Source organism: Cytobacillus sp. FSL R5-0569 (genome assembly GCF_038007265.1).
GTDB lineage: Bacteria > Bacillota > Bacilli > Bacillales > Cytobacillaceae > Cytobacillus > Cytobacillus kochii.
In genome coordinates, this window is the sequence record NZ_JBBOWW010000001.1 from 4,419,091 (window position 1) to 4,434,632 (window position 15,542).

Genomic DNA, 15,542 nt, shown 5'->3' on the forward strand with positions numbered 1-15,542 from the left:
TTTCTTTCGGTGAAGGTAATCTTAGTTGTGAAAATATTTTATTTTCAGTTATTTTTACAGTTAATCTATTATCGTTTCTCTGCATGAATTGCTTGAAAAAGTAAATCTGTTTGTAGTTCAATATATTCCTCAATCGTAAACATTCTTTGTAATGACCAACGCCTAAACGCCCACATTTGTCCTTGGACAAAAATATTATGAGCGATCATCTTGACCTTTGTCTCAGGTAATGAAAGCTCTCCATTTTCTATGCAAAGAACGATTACTTTCTCAAACATTGCCACCATTTCAATTTCTTTTTCTAAAACATAAGGTAACGCGTCTTTCGATAAAGACTTTACTTCCTGATACATCACTAGCACTTCATCCTGCATACCATCAACGACTCGGAAATAATCTGCTATCCCTTGTCTCAGGCTATCAATCGTTCCCTTTTTTGTGTCTAGCCCCTTTTGTAGATGCTCTCGAACCTTATCATAAATACTGTCACAGACAAGATATAGTACGTCTTCTTTTGTTCCGATATATTCATATAATGTACCAATACTAAATCCAGAAGCTTTCGCAATCTCTCTTGTCGTCGTTCGGTGGAACCCCTTTTCGATGAATAGGTTCACCGCGCCTTTGATCATTTGATCTCTTCTTTTTTTTACAAGCTTTTCATCTTTGACAGAGGCCTGTACTTCTCTCTTTGACATGATTATCTACCGTCCTTTTATACCCTCCATCCATGTTGATGACTGTATAAACCTCTCTTTACTTAATGGATCTATGAGAAGAATCATTTAATGCGGGGCAACGATCTAATTGCGTACCTAAACATAATCGGCGCCCCATTTCTTTATTTGTTATTTCGTAACCATTCTTGAAATGACTAATCTTTGAATTTCTTGAGTACCCTCATAAATTTGTGTAATCTTTGCGTCTCTCATGTAACGCTCGACAGGATAATCCTTTGTATAACCATAGCCACCAAATACTTGCACAGCATCCGTTGTCACCTTCATCGCCGCATCGCCAGCAAAAAGTTTAGACATAGCTGATTCTTTTCCATAAGGCAGTCCGGCAGATTCCAACCAAGCTGCTTGATAGGTCAATAGTCTAGCTGCTTCTACACTTGTTGCCATATCTGCTAATTTAAAACCAATTCCTTGCTGGGCCGCAATCGGTTTTCCAAATTGAACACGCTCTTTTGCATAAGCAGTTGCCGCATCTAACGCACCTTGAGCAATTCCGACAGCTTGTGCAGCAATACCATTACGACCACCATCTAACGTCATCATCGCAATCTTAAAGCCCTCACCGACTTCGCCGAGCACATTTTCAACTGGTACTTTACACTCTTCGAAAATGATTTCAGTTGTAGGAGAAGAACGAATACCTAACTTTTTCTCTTTTTTACCGACAGAGAATCCTTCATAATTAGACTCGACTATAAAGGCCGTTGTTCCTTTATGTTTATTTGAAGTATCAGTTAAAGCAAATACAACATAGATTTCTGCTTCACCACCATTTGTGATGAAAATTTTTGAGCCATTAAGAATGTAATGACTGCCCTCTAATCTCGCCGTTGTTTTCATACCGCCAGCATCAGATCCGCTACCTGGTTCCGTTAGACCATAAGCACCTATTTTTTCACCTTGTGCCATCGGCTTTAAATATTTTTGTTTTTGTTCCTCTGAACCAAATTTATAAATTGGCCATCCGGCTAGGGATGTATGTGCAGATAAAGTTACACCGGTAGATGCACATACACGTGACAGTTCTTCCACCGCTATACAGTATGCTAAATAATCACTCCCAATACCACCGTATTCCTCTGGCCAAGGAATACCTGTTAAACCTAGTTCAGCCATTTTATTAAATATATTGCGATCAAAGCGTTCCTCTTCATCACGACTAGCAGCGGTCGGCGCCACTTCGTTTTCAGCAAAATCTCTTACCATTTTTCTAATCATTTCATGTTCTTCACTTAATTGAAAATTCATGATTACTCCTCCAAGATAAGTTGTTAAAGTTGTTTACTGATTACTAGCTTTTGAATTTCACTTGTACCTTCGTATATTTCCGTTATTTTTGCATCACGGAAATATCTTTCTACTGGATAATCTTCTGTATAGCCATAGCCACCAAATACTTGAATCGCATCCGTTGTGACTTCAACAGCTGTTTTAGAAGCGAATAATTTAGCCATTGATGCTTCTTTCCCACATTTTTGACCGTTTTGTCTCATATGAGCAGCACGATAGATTAGTAGTCTTGCTCCTTCAACTGCCGTTGCCATATCCGCTAACTTAAAGCCAATACCTTGCTGGGCTGCAATCGGCTTACCAAATTGGACTCTTTCTTTAGCATAACGAGTGGATGCCTCAAGGGCAGCTTCAGAAATCCCCAGGGCTTGGGCAGCAATGCCAATCCTCCCCACATCTAAATTAGACATGGCAATCTTAAAGCCTTCACCTTCTTCACCTAAAAGGTTTTCCGAAGGTACCTCCATATCTTCAAAGCTAAGCTGTAAAGTTCTTGAACCATGAAGTCCCATTTTATGTTCATCTTTTCCGATGACTAGTCCAGGGGTATCCTTGTCAACAATAAAAGCCGATATTCCTTTTGTTCCTAATGCTGTGTTTGTGGAAGCAAAGACAATATAGACATCCGCTTCTCCACCGTTTGTAATAAATACTTTGGAGCCATTGATAATATATTGATCTCCTTTTTTTACCGCTTTTGACTTTAAGCTTCCTGCATCAGAACCAGCACTTGGTTCAGTCAAGCAAAACGCACCCAAATATTCTCCACTAGCTAACTTGGGAACATACTTTTGTTTTTGTGTTTCTGTACCAAAATAAACAATTGGATTCGTACCTACAGATGTATGGACAGATAAAATCACACCAATTGTTGCACTTACTTTAGAGATTTCATTAATAGCAATGATATAGGACATAAAATCCATTTCAGAGCCACCGTATTTTTCTGGAATGGGAATCCCCATTAATCCAAGCTCTCCCATTTTCCTCAAGACTTCCCTTGGAAACTCGCCAGCTTCCATCCTATCCACATATGGAGCTATCTCGGCTTGAGCAAAATCCCTCACCATTTTTCTCATCATCTCTTGCTCTACAGTAAACTTTAAATGCATATACTTAACCCCCGATGTCGTCAATTGTATGTGTCTTAGCAAGGTTCAAAAAAGATTTTTATCCACTTCGACTAATTATTTAACTTACTTAATCATTAAGCGTATTCGTAAAAACCTTTACCAGTTTTCTTACCTAGCCATCCAGCCTTTACATACTTTCTTAATAAAGGACATGGACGATACTTATCATCACCGAAGCCTTCGTGTAAAATTTCCATAATATAGAGACACGTATCTAAACCGATGAAATCTGCTAAAGTCAACGGTCCCATCGGATGGTTCATACCCAGTTTCATAACGTCATCGATTGCTTCTTTCGTTGCAACTCCCTCATATAATGTATAGACAGCCTCATTAATCATCGGCATGAGAATGCGGTTAGACACAAAACCTGGAAAGTCCTCCACTTCTACTGGCACCTTGTTTAATTGTTTCGTCATGTCCTCAATTGCTTGATACACTTCATCTGTTGTTGCTAAACCACGTATAATTTCGACTAATTTCATGACTGGTACAGGGTTCATAAAATGCATACCAATCACTTTTTCGGGACGTTTAGTCGCTGCGGCAATTTCCGTAATCGGTAAAGAAGATGTATTTGATGCTAATATCGTATGTGCTGGCGTAATTTCATCTAGTTGGTTAAATATCTTTGTCTTCACTTCCATATTTTCAACAGCTGCTTCTATCACTAAATCAACCTGTTTTGCATCTTCTAATGAAGTAGAGGGAATCAGATTAGCAAGAACTTTTTCCATTTCTTCTGCTTGCATTCTGCCCTTATCTACTTGTCTAGTTAAATTCTTTTTAATCACACTTAATCCACGGTCTAAAAACTCCTGCTTTAAATCATTTAAATAAACACTAAATCCCGCTTGCGCACAAACTTGCGCGATCCCTGAACCCATTTGTCCTGCACCGATAACCATTACTGTATTGATACTCATTTATTTATCCCCTCCAGGAATTTATTGTTTAGCTACTTCTATCATTACTGCGTCACCCTGACCTCCACCTGAACAAATAGCAGCAATGCCAATACCGCCACCTCTACGCTTTAATTCATGCATGAGTGTTAAAATAATCCTTGCACCACTTGCACCAATCGGGTGACCGAGGGCAACCGCACCGCCATTCACATTTACCTTCTCTTCATCTAATTTAGCAATTCTTCCACTTGTTAAGGCAACTGCTGCAAAGGCTTCGTTTATTTCAAATAAATCAATATCATCTAAGCTTTTACCTGTCTTTTTTAATAACTCATTAATGACTAAGCCAGGTGTTTGCGGAAAGTCCTTTGCTTCTACCGCAATTGCTGTATGACCGAGAATTACTGCCCCTATCTCTTTTCCTTCACGCTCTGCCTTTTCTGCACTCATCAGTACAAGGGCAGCCGCACCGTCATTTACACCAGGAGCATTCCCTGCAGTAATACTTCCACCTGGACCAAACGCGGAACCTAGTTTAGCTAACTTTTCTAAGGATGTATCTTTCCTAGGCGCTTCATCTTCTGAAACGACGATGCTCTCACCTTTTCTTTGCGGTACTTCAACTGGCACAATTTCTTCAGCTAATTTACCTGATTTAATTGCTTCTGCTGCTCGCTGATGACTTCTCAATGCCCATCTATCTTGTTCTTCTCTACTAATGTTGAATGCTTCTGCTGTTTCATTCCCATAAGTGCCCATATGCACACCAGAAAAGCTGCAAGTTAAACCATCATATGTCATTAAATCCTGCACTTTGCCATCGCCCATTCTTAATCCCCATCTAGCCTTTGGCAGAAGATAAGGAGCATTACTCATCGATTCCATTCCACCGGCAACAATGATCTCTTCTTCACCTAATCTTAAAATTTGATCTGCTAAGGTCACACTCCTCATTCCTGAAGCACATACCTTATTGATTGTTTCCGTTTTCACTTCCCAAGGTAAGTCAGCTTTTCGCGCTGCTTGCCTTGACGGGAGCTGTCCTTGTCCTCCTTGTAAGACTGAGCCTAAAATTACTTCGCCTACATCTTGCCCAGCAACATTCGCTCGTTTTAGAGCTTCTTTAACAACGATTCCACCTAAATCTGAAGCGGTGAAAGAGCTTAACCCACCAGCAAACTTACCAAAAGGTGTTCTCGCACCTGCAACAATGACTGTTTTACTCAAAACTTTCACTCCATTCCTATATATCTCTTATTCACTAAATTTTCTTTTAACTAAAGAGGCTATTGACTGAACGCTCGCTCAAAGGATGTCCATAGAAAAAAGTAAAATTTCTACAAATATCATGAAAGCGCTTTATTTACTTTATTTTACACGAAAAAAGAGAAGAATTAAAACAATATCCTAAAAATTCATAAAATTTATTTTTACTGAATTTTTATACGTTTCAATTCCTCTCTCCTTATTTCTATGAAGCGAGTGTTTGTTCACCGATAACAGCTTTTTCTAAAAGCTCAGCTACATCATATGTTTGTACATTTTCTTCTACTTCTTTTGCTTTTGTTCCATCTGATAACATCGTTAAGCAATATGGACACCCTGAACTAATAATCGTTGGATTGACCGCTAATGCTTGTTCTGTACGTGAAACATTGACACGATTACCTGTTTCTTCTTCCATCCACATTAATCCACCACCAGCACCGCAGCACATTCCTTTTTCGCGATTTCTCTCCATTTCAATTAGTTTCACACCTGAAATCGATTTTAAAATTTCACGAGGTGGATCATACACTTCGTTATAGCGCCCTAGATAACAAGAATCATGGAAGGTAATCGTTTCTTCAACGGCATATTGTGGTTTTAACACACCGTCCTTCACCAATTTCGCTAATACTTCCGTATGGTGGTATACCTCGGCTTTAAGCCCAAAGTCTGGATATTCATTTTTAAAGATATTATAAGCATGTGGATCGATTGTTACGATTTTCTTCACTTCATTTTTCTCAAACTCTTCGATATTCTTTGTTGCTAACTCTTGGAATAAGAACTCATTCCCTAGACGTCTTGGTGTATCACCTGAGTTCTTTTCTTTATTGCCAAGGATAGCAAATTTAACTCCTGCCTCATTCAAAAGACGAGCAAAGGAAAGGGCAATCTTTTGGCTACGGTTATCATAAGAACCCATTGCTCCTACCCAGAACAGATACTCATAAGATTCATCTGCTTTCTTCATTTCTTTCACTGTAGGAACATGTACATCTTCACGAAGACTTCTCCAATCTTCTCGCTCTTTCCTGTTTAGTCCCCAAGGATTTCCTTGACGTTCGATATTCGTCATCGCACGTTGTGCATCGGCATCCATTTTACCTTCTGTTAAAACAAGATATCGGCGTAGGTCAATAATTTTATCTACATGTTCGTTCATAACTGGGCATTGGTCTTCACAATTACGGCAAGTTGTACATGCCCATATTTCTTCTTCTGTAATGACTTCCCCAATCAAACTCGGACTATAAGCGAGGCCCGCTGCCGCCTCTTCAGCACCCTCTGCCCCAGCTGATAAAGCAATTTGATTTCCCTTCGTATTCGAAAAGGCAAATGTCGGTACCCATGGTTGTTTTCTAGTCACCGCTGCCCCGTGGAATGTTAAATGGTCACGCAACTTAATAATAAGATCCATCGGAGAAAGCATTTTACCTGTTCCAGTCGCCGGACACATATTTGTACAACGACCACACTCAACACAAGCATAAAAGTCGATCATTTGTAATTGCGAAAACTCCTCAATATGTCCAACACCAAATGTCTCTTGTGATTCATCTTCGAAATCGATTGGTTTTAACTTTCCTGGGTTATCTAATCTATTGAAATATACATTTACTGGTCCTGCAATCAAATGAGCATGCTTCGATTGCGGAATATAGACTAGGAAAGCGAGTAGGAATAATAAGTGAATCCACCAAGAAACATAAAAGACTACAATAGAAGCTGTTTCACCAATCCATGATAAGGCGATGGCGAAAAGCGAAGCGACCGGTTCCGTCCATACAGGATCATGTCCGTGCCAAATCATCGACATGCCATTTCCTAATAAAACAGATAACATCAAGCCGCCAATAAAAATTAAAACAATCCCTGATTTAAAACCTCTTTTTAGACGAACAAGCTTTTCAACATATCTTCTGTGAAATGCCCAGATGACGGCAACCAAAATCATTAAAGTAACGATTTCTTGGAAAAAAGTGAATCCTGGATACAACGGACCTAATGGAAGATGTGATCCAGGCGAAATTCCTTTGATAATAAAATCGATTGCACCAAACTGGACTAAAATAAAGCCATAGAAGAACATGACGTGGATAGCGCCACTTTTTTTATCCTTTAAAAGCTTCTTTTGTCCAAATACATTGACCCAAATTTTGTTCATACGCTCTTTAACATTATTGTCAAATGCCGTTTTCTTTCCAAGCTTAATGTACTCATATCTGGTCTTGAGCAAATAAGCAAACAAACTAAGTGCGTAAGCGATTACAAGAACGGTCGCAATAAGGTTAACCCATAATAATCCATTCACGTGTGTTCTACTCCTTTCTCGACTAATCCATGTGTATAAGAAGATTATTCAATGTAAAAAGAAAATTTTATCGTATTAAAATTTTCTGAATTTAAATCTTAGTTCCATTATATAATGAATGAGCATTCAGTCAACTACTTTTTATTTATTTTATCCTTTTTTCTTCAGGCAATAAAAGCGATAATAGAATAGGTCTCTATGGAGATACTATTTAAACATACTGTTTTGGGAGATGATCAACTTGACAATCCTTCTTTCTGTTGCGGTCATCTTGCTGATTGCTATCGTATTTATTTTTCTTCTATGGGTCGATTATGCCCTTGGTCGTAAAAAACATTTAAAAACAGTCAGCCGAATGAACCCCTCCCCCGCTTTCGCTAACTTTGTCCTTTTTGCGGACGGACCTTCATTATTTGATGATTATTTTACGGAATTAAAAAAAGCAAAACACCATATCCATATTCTCTTTTATATTGTTAAAGACGAAGGAATAGGACAGGAATTTTTAACTATCTTAAAACAAAAAGCAAATGAAGGTGTAGAGGTACGTCTGCTATTAGATTGGGCTGGTAGTTTACCGATTATTCTGAATTTTAAACTCAAAAAAGAGCTACGTTCTCATGGTATTCAATTAGCCTTTGCCCATACACCTACGTTTCCCTTTCTATTCTACAACGTACAAGCAAGAAATCATAGGAAAATTTCTGTAATTGATGGAAAAGTAGGATATTTAGGTGGATTTAACGTAGGCCCTGAGTATATCAACCTTGACCGTAAACTTACACCATGGCGAGACTACCATTTAAAAGTAAGTGGAGAAGGTGCACATACTTTACAAAGTGTTTTCCTACAAGATTGGGCAGATGCTAGCAACCAACTAATAAGTAAAACTGAAAAGTATTTTCCAGAAGATATAACAAAAGGCAGTGTAGAACATCAGTTTAAAGTGAATGATGGTGCATTCTTGAAGGAGGAATATATCGCACTGATTGAAAATGCTGAACAATTCATTGAAATTGGTACACCCTATTTTATTCCCGATGTAGAAGTAATGCAGCATCTATTGTCCGCATTAACAAGAGGGGTAAAAGTAACGATTATGATTCCCTATACGAGTGACCACTTTCTTGTCAAAGAAGCTTCCCATCGTTACTTACGTCCATTACTGAAGGCAGGAGCAGAAGTGTATGAGTATAAAAAAGGTTTCTATCATGCAAAAGCAATGATCGTCGATGAAGTTGCTGTCGTCGGAACAGCTAATTTTGATAAAAGAAGCTTCTTTCTTAATGATGAAATAAATTGTTATAGTGAGGATCTTCATTTTCATAAAGAACTAAGCGAAGTATTTCATAAGGATTTAGCGAATGCAGAAAAACTGCAATATCAAGATATTTCTGGTTTCAACCTGAAGAGACAAGGGAAAGAATTATTAGCACGATGTGTAGATCTCTTTTTATAAGGAGCCGATAACTATTGATTTCAATACGTTTCGGGTATGTATCTCATGCGATTACATTATGGGATGCCTCCCCTGCAAAAACACTTACTTACGCTCGCTATCAACAATTAAATGCTCATGAAAGATTAGATAAACTGAGGGAAATTACTGCACTTAATCTTGCTCACACAAAGCGAATGCTTCATTATAATATTGCTCATGAAATCCCATTATACCGATTATCAAGTTCGATAGTGCCACTTGCTACTCACCCCGATGTGAAATGGGATTTCCAATCGCCCTTTAAGAATGAATGGTATGAATTGGGTAAATTGATTAAAGACCATCATTTACGTGTAAGCTTCCACCCTAATCAGTTTACTTTATTTACTTCTCCTAGACAGGAAGTAACCGAAAATGCCGTAATCGACATGCAATATCATTTTGACATGCTCGAAGCAATGGGTTTAAGCCAGACCGCTATTATCAATATACATATAGGCGGTGCTTATGGTGATAAGATGACATCCTTAAAACGTTTCGAGGAAAATCTTAAAACTTTACCCTCACATATTAAAGCGAGAATGACGTTAGAAAACGATGATAAAACCTATAATGCCGAGGAAACACTTGCTGTATGTGAAGAGGAAAAGGTGCCAATGATTTTTGATTATCATCACCATATGGCTAATCTCGTGGACATTCCTTTAAGAGAATTATTACCACGCGTATTTCAAACATGGAGCCATAAGGGTTTGCGACCTAAAATCCATGTGTCTTCGCCTAAATCAGATAAAGCCTATCGGTCGCATGCTGATTATGTGGATTTCCAGTTTGTACAACCCCTGCTAACGGCCATTCGCGAAGTAGGTCAAGATGTGGATTTAATGATTGAAGCGAAAGCAAAGAACTTAGCATGTTTACAACTTGTTGAGGATGTCGCTAGCATTCGCGGAGTCAAGCGTGTTGGTGGCGGAACGGTTGAATGGAAGTAGTGGATAAGACAATATATGCTCTGATTCATACCTATAAAAATAAATAGAACCTAAAGTATACTAATGATCTTTTTATCTGCTTTAGGTTCTTTCTATGTGTAATGTTAGAAGTGCCATGTAAAACTTAATAACACCAATCCCCTTTCTTCTGTCTTTTACTGTGGAGACATAACTTACACGCAATTCTTCTCCTTCTCCCTTCGTCTTTTGCGCGTAATCATGACTTTCGCGCAATTCTTCTCCTTCTCCCTTTGCCTTTTGCGCGTAAACATGGATTTCGCGCAATTCTCCTCCTTCTCCCTTTGCCTTTTGCGCGCAAACACGACTTACGTGCAATTCTTCTTCTTCTCCCTTCGTCTTTTGCGCGTAAACATGGATTTCGCGCAATTCTTCTCCTTCTCCCTTCGTCTTTTGCGCGCAATCATAACTTTCGCGCAATTCTCCTCCTTCTCCCTTCGTCTTTTTCGCGCAATCATAACTTTCGCGCAATTCTTCTCCTTCTCCCTTTACCTTTTTGCGTGCAAACACGACTTTCACGCAATTCTTCTTCTTCTCCCTTCGTCTTTTGCGCGCTAACACGACTTTCGCGCAATTCTCCTCCTTCTCCCTTCGTCTTTTGCGCGCTAACACGACTTTCGCGCAATTCTTCTCCTTCTCCCTTTGCCTTTTGCGTACAAACACAACTTAGTTACTCTACTGATTGGAATGAATTTTTCAATATTTTGAAGGGTACGGACCTTAAATTTTATAAAGAGAGGTGGGCATGATAGCGTTATTTAGTCTACCAGCATCTATTTACTTTTTCGGTTAAGGAAATCTACCTGTATTTTCCCCATCCTAATATAAAATAAGGTCATGGTAGATAATCCTCTACCGTGCAATTCGTACCTTTTTATATGAAACGTTTTAATTCTCCTCCATTACTACTCTTTGTGAATTTAATTCTATTTCAAGAAAAAAAGCGCCCACTACACGAGTGGGGCGCTTGCTGTACGTCTCTTACATTTTTTCAGGAGCTGACACACCGATTAACGCTAATGCATTTTTCAATGTTGTTTGTACCGCTTTAATTAGTGCTAGTCTTGCTTTTGACTTTTCAGGCTGTTCGCTATCTAAAACTTTTTCGGCATTATAGAAGCTATGGAAAGTAGATGCTAAGTCAAAGATATAATTGGTAATTCGATGAGGCATGCGCTTTTCAGCAGCTTCACCTACTGCTTGTGGAAATTCGCCAATTTTCTTCAATACATCTAGTTCTTTTTCTGCTCCGATTAATGATAAGTCAGCTTGGGCGTCAAGAACTAACCCTTGTTCTTCACCTTGTCTTAAGATGCTTGAAATACGCGCATGTGCGTATTGTGCATAATATACTGGGTTCTCGTTAGACTGTGATACAGCTAAATCTAAATCAAAATCTAAATGAGTGTCCGCACTTCTCATCGCGAAGAAATAACGAGTCGCATCTAAACCGACTTCCTCTACAAGATCACGCATGGTTACTGCTTTACCTGTACGTTTACTCATTTTCATTTTCTCGCCATTTTTATATAAATGAACGAGCTGAATAATTTCAACTTCAAGGGCTTCTTTACTATAGCCAAGTGCTTGAATGGCAGCTTTCATACGCGGTATATAACCATGATGGTCTGCACCCCAAACGTTAATAATTTTCTCAAAGCCACGCTCTAATTTATCTTTATGATAAGCAATATCTGGCGTTAAATACGTATAGGAGCCGTCATTTTTAATCAAAACACGATCTTTATCATCACCAAAAGTAGTAGAGCGGAACCATGTCGCACCATCTTCTTCGTATATATGACCATTTTCTTTTAATGCTTCCAATGCACGGTCGATTTTTCCATTATGATAAAGTGAAGTCTCTGAATACCATACATCATAAGGAACACGGAAATCTTCCAAGTCATTTTTTAATTTTTCCATTTCATATTTCAAACCATACTCACGGAAAGTGTCAAAACGCTCTTGGGCATCGTAATCGACATACTCATTACCATGTTCTTTAGCAAGTGTTTTACCGATATTAATAATATCTTCCCCATGATAACCGTCTTGCGGCATCTCCTTTTCCATACCTAATGCTTGGAAATAACGGGCTTCTACAGAATAAGCGAGATTATTAATTTGGTTGCCGGCATCGTTAATATAGTATTCACGCGTAACATCATAGCCTGCCTTCGCTAGAATGTTGGATAATGAATCACCAACAGCTGCCCCGCGCGCATGGCCTAGGTGTAAATCACCTGTTGGATTAGCAGATACGAACTCTACTTGAACTTTTGTGCCATTACCTACATTTGTTTGACCGTAGGCTTCATCTGCTTCTAACACGGTAGGAATTAAGTTCGTTAAATAACGATTATCCATGTAAAAATTCAGAAATCCTGGCCCAGCGATTTCCATCTTTTCAATCGAAGCTTTTGATTGATCAAAGTGAGTAATGATATCTTCAGCAATCATTTTTGGCGCTTTTTTTGCCACTCTTGCAAGTTGCATCGCCATATTTGTAGAATAATCACCATGCGTTTTGTCTTTTGGTATTTCTAGAATAACATCAGGAATTTGTCCCTCTTCAGCTAAGCCAGCTTTTATGACCGCTTGTTTAATTTCTTGTTTCAGATTTTGTTGCACCTGTTCAACGATATTCACTCAGTTTTCCTCCTCAAATGCAATGGTTAGATGATAGGTTCCTGCTTTAGATCCTTGCATGTTTAAATCATACATCAAATCAATAGAGCCAATGTTTGTCTCTTCTTTAAACTCATGCACCATTCTCTTCGTTAAAGTTTTTAAATTAAATACACCATATGGGGTCGTATAATTACCTCTTAAAGACTGATGCATTTTAAATGGCAAGCGCATTTTTATCGAACCACTTCGTAAGATTAAACCGTCATCCTCAGTCATTTTTACAATGGTTTTCACCATGCCTACATCCATCTCTTCTTCATATTGAAGATATCTGGCATTTCCTTTTTTATAGTATCGACCAGCCGCCGTTAATTCAAAAGTATCCTTACTATTCCCATCATGGATGGTCGTTTTCACATTTATTTTTACAGGAATTTGATCATCTAAAACTTTCGACAATCCCTCCACATCCTTTTATACCGTTTCAAACGAAATTTCTATAACCTTATTAGTATAAAACAAATTAATGTTATCTTCCAGTCATGAATAATTATACAACAACAACTTTGACCACTAGTATACCACGGGCATCCACAGAACTTTTCTGATGAAAAGCGTATGATAAAGCTTTTCACGTAGTTAGTATTTTTGAACTAAACACCAGATATCACACAAAACCAAATAAAAAACGAACAAATTCTCCTATAATAGAATTTGTTCGCATCATCAATTTATTTCACCCAACCTAAAATCATTTCACGAATAAGCTTACTAGCTGTATTCGCAGTTTGTTCTGAAGGGTCATAAATGGGTGCCACTTCAACTAGGTCACAGCCAACCACATTCACATTGGCACGAGCAATTTCATGAATAGAGGCTAAAAGCTCCTTAGAAGTAATGCCTCCAGCATCAACAGTACCTGTACCCGGCGCATGTGCAGGATCAAGGACATCGATGTCAATTGTCACATAGACAGGACGACCAGCTAATTGTGGCAAAACTTCCTTCAAAGGTGCTAATACTTCAAATTTAGAAATATGCATCCCTACTTCTTTAGCCCATTGAAACTCTTCTTTCATCCCAGAACGAATCCCAAATGAATAGACGTTTGTTGGACCAATGAGATTAGCCGCTTTCTTGATTGGTGTGCTATGAGAAAGTGGTTCGCCTTCGTAATCGTCTCGTAAATCTGTATGTGCATCCATATGGATAATCGCTAAGTCAGGGTATTTCTTATACATCGCCTTTATGACTGGCCAGCTAACTAAATGCTCCCCACCCATACCAATAGGGAATTTATTATCTGCAAGTAGTCCGTCAATGTATTCCTCTATCATATCGATACTTTTTTGCGGGTTTCCAAATGGTAATGGAATATCTCCTGCATCGAAAAATTTCACTTCTTCTAGATCTCGATCTAAATAAGGACTATACTCTTCAAGGCCGATGGACACTTCTCTTATTCTGGTTGGGCCGAATCTTGAACCCGGACGATAACTAACTGTCCAGTCCATTGGCATCCCATAAATTACAGCACTGCTGTCTTCATAATGCGGATGACTTTTAATAAACACATTTCCTGAATAAGCTTCATCAAAACGCATAGTGAGCCCTCCTTATTCCACTAAATCTTTAACAAATTTCGGTAGTACAAATGCAGCCTGATGTAGTTCTTTTGTATAATATTTCGTCTCAATTTCGTGGAAACGCTCTTCTTCTACTTTTAGTGGATCGTGCTTTTTCGAACCGATAGTGAATGCCCATAATCCACTAGGATAAGTAGGGATATTCGCCACATACAGACGTGTAATTGGGAAAATTTCTTTTACATCCTTTTGAACATTGCGGATTAAGTCTGCTTTAAACCACGGATTATCTGACTGCGCTACGAATAAACCATCTTCCTTCAATGCTTTAGCAATACCTGCATAGAAACCTTTAGTAAATAAGTTAACTGCCGGACCCACTGGTTCTGTTGAATCGACCATAATAACGTCATATTCGTTTTCACTTTCAGCAATATGCATGAAGCCGTCGCCCACTTTTACTTCTACACGCGGGTCTTCAAGCTTTCCTGCAATTTCTGGCAAGTATTTTTTCGAGAATTCAATAACCTTCCCATCAATATCTACAAGTGTCGCCTTTTTCACGCTAGGGTGCTTTAACACTTCACGAATAACGCCTCCGTCTCCACCACCGACAACGAGGATATTCTCAGGGTTTGGGTGAGTAAATAAAGGCACATGAGCGACCATTTCATGATAAACAAACTCATCCTTCACAGAAGTCATGACCATATCATCAAGAAGAAGCATATTGCCCCACTCTTCTGTTTCTACCATGTCTAGCTTTTGAAAATCTGTCTGTTCCGTATGTAAAGTTCGATTCACCTTCATCGTGATACCGAAGTTCTCTGTTTGTTTTTCAGTAAACCAAATGCTCATTATTCTTCAATCCTTTCTATTAAAAAAGTGCCTCATTTAACCTTATCGTTCCCGAAAAGCAAAATGACAAACATGAGAAAAGTATAGAGGATTCTAGCAAAATTGCAAGTGAAAATTTTGTTAAAAAGCAGATACCCGCTAAAAAGAGGAATGGGCTAATAGAATCTTCGCACTCATTCATTGTGAAATCGGAACAGTCTTTGGCGTTTCAGCTATATGATTGAACCGATGTAGATGTTTGCTGACCTGGCTCTCTCTACTATTCATGTTTGACCCAATCGGGGGGTTTTCATGCAGACTTTAGATATTCGTGTAATCACAAATATGCATGTTTAAAATACCCTATAGTTTTCAATACTATA

At 38.6% G+C, this 15,542-nt stretch carries 14 protein-coding genes; 2 read left to right on the top strand and 12 right to left on the bottom strand.

Annotated elements, in window-relative coordinates; translation table 11 throughout:
• Nucleotides 1-68: 68 nt before the first annotated feature.
• From MKX78_RS22455 to MKX78_RS22480, 6 genes are all read right to left on the bottom strand, one after another.
• Nucleotides 69-698, bottom strand: coding sequence for a TetR/AcrR family transcriptional regulator (locus tag MKX78_RS22455; protein WP_095371558.1), 630 nt, complete (start codon nt 696-698; stop codon nt 69-71).
• Nucleotides 699-848: 150 nt separating this feature from the next.
• Nucleotides 849-1,988, bottom strand: coding sequence for an acyl-CoA dehydrogenase (locus tag MKX78_RS22460; RefSeq protein ID WP_341052502.1), 1,140 nt, complete (start codon nt 1,986-1,988; stop codon nt 849-851).
• A 23-nt stretch (nt 1,989-2,011) separates the two neighbouring features.
• On the bottom strand, nt 2,012-3,142 hold the full coding sequence (locus MKX78_RS22465) for an acyl-CoA dehydrogenase (RefSeq protein ID WP_341052504.1): 1,131 nt from the start codon (nt 3,140-3,142) through the stop codon (nt 2,012-2,014).
• A gap of 95 nt (nt 3,143-3,237) precedes the next feature.
• Nucleotides 3,238-4,089 carry a 3-hydroxybutyryl-CoA dehydrogenase gene (locus tag MKX78_RS22470; protein ID WP_095371555.1) on the bottom strand — a complete coding sequence of 284 codons (852 nt, stop codon included), beginning with the start codon at nt 4,087-4,089 and terminating at the stop codon, nt 3,238-3,240.
• 21 nt (nt 4,090-4,110) lie between these two features.
• Complete coding sequence (locus MKX78_RS22475; RefSeq protein ID WP_095371554.1) at nt 4,111-5,298, bottom strand: acetyl-CoA C-acetyltransferase; 1,188 nt, start codon at nt 5,296-5,298, stop codon at nt 4,111-4,113.
• A 244-nt stretch (nt 5,299-5,542) separates the two neighbouring features.
• Entirely contained in the window at nt 5,543-7,651 is a 2,109-nt protein-coding gene (locus MKX78_RS22480; protein WP_341052506.1) for a (Fe-S)-binding protein, read from the bottom strand.
• Between the two features lie 241 nt (nt 7,652-7,892).
• Here MKX78_RS22480 and cls point away from each other — a divergent pair, with 241 nt between their 5' ends.
• Together cls and uvsE are read left to right on the top strand one after the other, a co-directional pair.
• Entirely contained in the window at nt 7,893-9,110 is a 1,218-nt protein-coding gene (gene cls, locus MKX78_RS22485; protein WP_307316575.1) for a cardiolipin synthase, read from the top strand.
• Between the two features lie 17 nt (nt 9,111-9,127).
• Nucleotides 9,128-10,084 (top strand): UV DNA damage repair endonuclease UvsE, encoded by a 957-nt coding sequence (gene uvsE / locus MKX78_RS22490; RefSeq protein WP_322909915.1) that lies wholly within the window; start codon nt 9,128-9,130, stop codon nt 10,082-10,084.
• An 81-nt stretch (nt 10,085-10,165) separates the two neighbouring features.
• Here the strand turns inward: uvsE and MKX78_RS22495 are convergent, their stop codons facing one another.
• The 6 genes from MKX78_RS22495 to speE form a co-directional block, all read right to left on the bottom strand.
• On the bottom strand, nt 10,166-10,573 hold the full coding sequence (locus MKX78_RS22495) for a hypothetical protein (protein WP_341052508.1): 408 nt from the start codon (nt 10,571-10,573) through the stop codon (nt 10,166-10,168).
• The gene (locus MKX78_RS22500; protein WP_340976865.1) at nt 10,557-10,727 is read right to left on the bottom strand and encodes a hypothetical protein; all 171 of its coding nucleotides are present in this window, start codon (nt 10,725-10,727) and stop codon (nt 10,557-10,559) included. Before MKX78_RS22500 ends, MKX78_RS22495 begins: the two co-directional genes overlap by 17 nt.
• Before the next feature lie 356 nt (nt 10,728-11,083).
• Nucleotides 11,084-12,754, bottom strand: a complete 1,671-nt coding sequence (gene argS, locus MKX78_RS22505; RefSeq protein ID WP_340976867.1) for an arginine--tRNA ligase — start codon at nt 12,752-12,754, stop codon at nt 11,084-11,086.
• On the bottom strand, nt 12,755-13,195 hold the full coding sequence (locus MKX78_RS22510) for a DUF1934 domain-containing protein (RefSeq protein ID WP_233435184.1): 441 nt from the start codon (nt 13,193-13,195) through the stop codon (nt 12,755-12,757). It abuts the gene before it with no gap.
• 272 nt (nt 13,196-13,467) lie between these two features.
• On the bottom strand, nt 13,468-14,340 hold the full coding sequence (gene speB / locus MKX78_RS22515) for an agmatinase (RefSeq protein WP_095371548.1): 873 nt from the start codon (nt 14,338-14,340) through the stop codon (nt 13,468-13,470).
• A gap of 12 nt (nt 14,341-14,352) precedes the next feature.
• Nucleotides 14,353-15,180, bottom strand: coding sequence for a spermidine synthase (gene speE, locus MKX78_RS22520; RefSeq protein ID WP_322909847.1), 828 nt, complete (start codon nt 15,178-15,180; stop codon nt 14,353-14,355).
• Nucleotides 15,181-15,542: the final 362 nt, after the last annotated feature.

Excerpts from the sequence above, each read along its gene's own strand:
- MKX78_RS22455 (WP_095371558.1), bottom strand. The coding sequence starts at position 698 with ATGTCAAAGAGAGAAGTACAGGCCTCTGTCAAAGATGAAAAGCTTGTA.
- MKX78_RS22460 (WP_341052502.1), bottom strand. The coding sequence starts at position 1,988 with ATGAATTTTCAATTAAGTGAAGAACATGAAATGATTAGAAAAATGGTA.
- MKX78_RS22465 (WP_341052504.1), bottom strand. The coding sequence starts at position 3,142 with ATGCATTTAAAGTTTACTGTAGAGCAAGAGATGATGAGAAAAATGGTG.
- MKX78_RS22470 (WP_095371555.1), bottom strand. The coding sequence starts at position 4,089 with ATGAGTATCAATACAGTAATGGTTATCGGTGCAGGACAAATGGGTTCA.
- speB (WP_095371548.1), bottom strand. The coding sequence starts at position 14,340 with ATGCGTTTTGATGAAGCTTATTCAGGAAATGTGTTTATTAAAAGTCAT.
- speE (WP_322909847.1), bottom strand. The coding sequence starts at position 15,180 with ATGAGCATTTGGTTTACTGAAAAACAAACAGAGAACTTCGGTATCACG.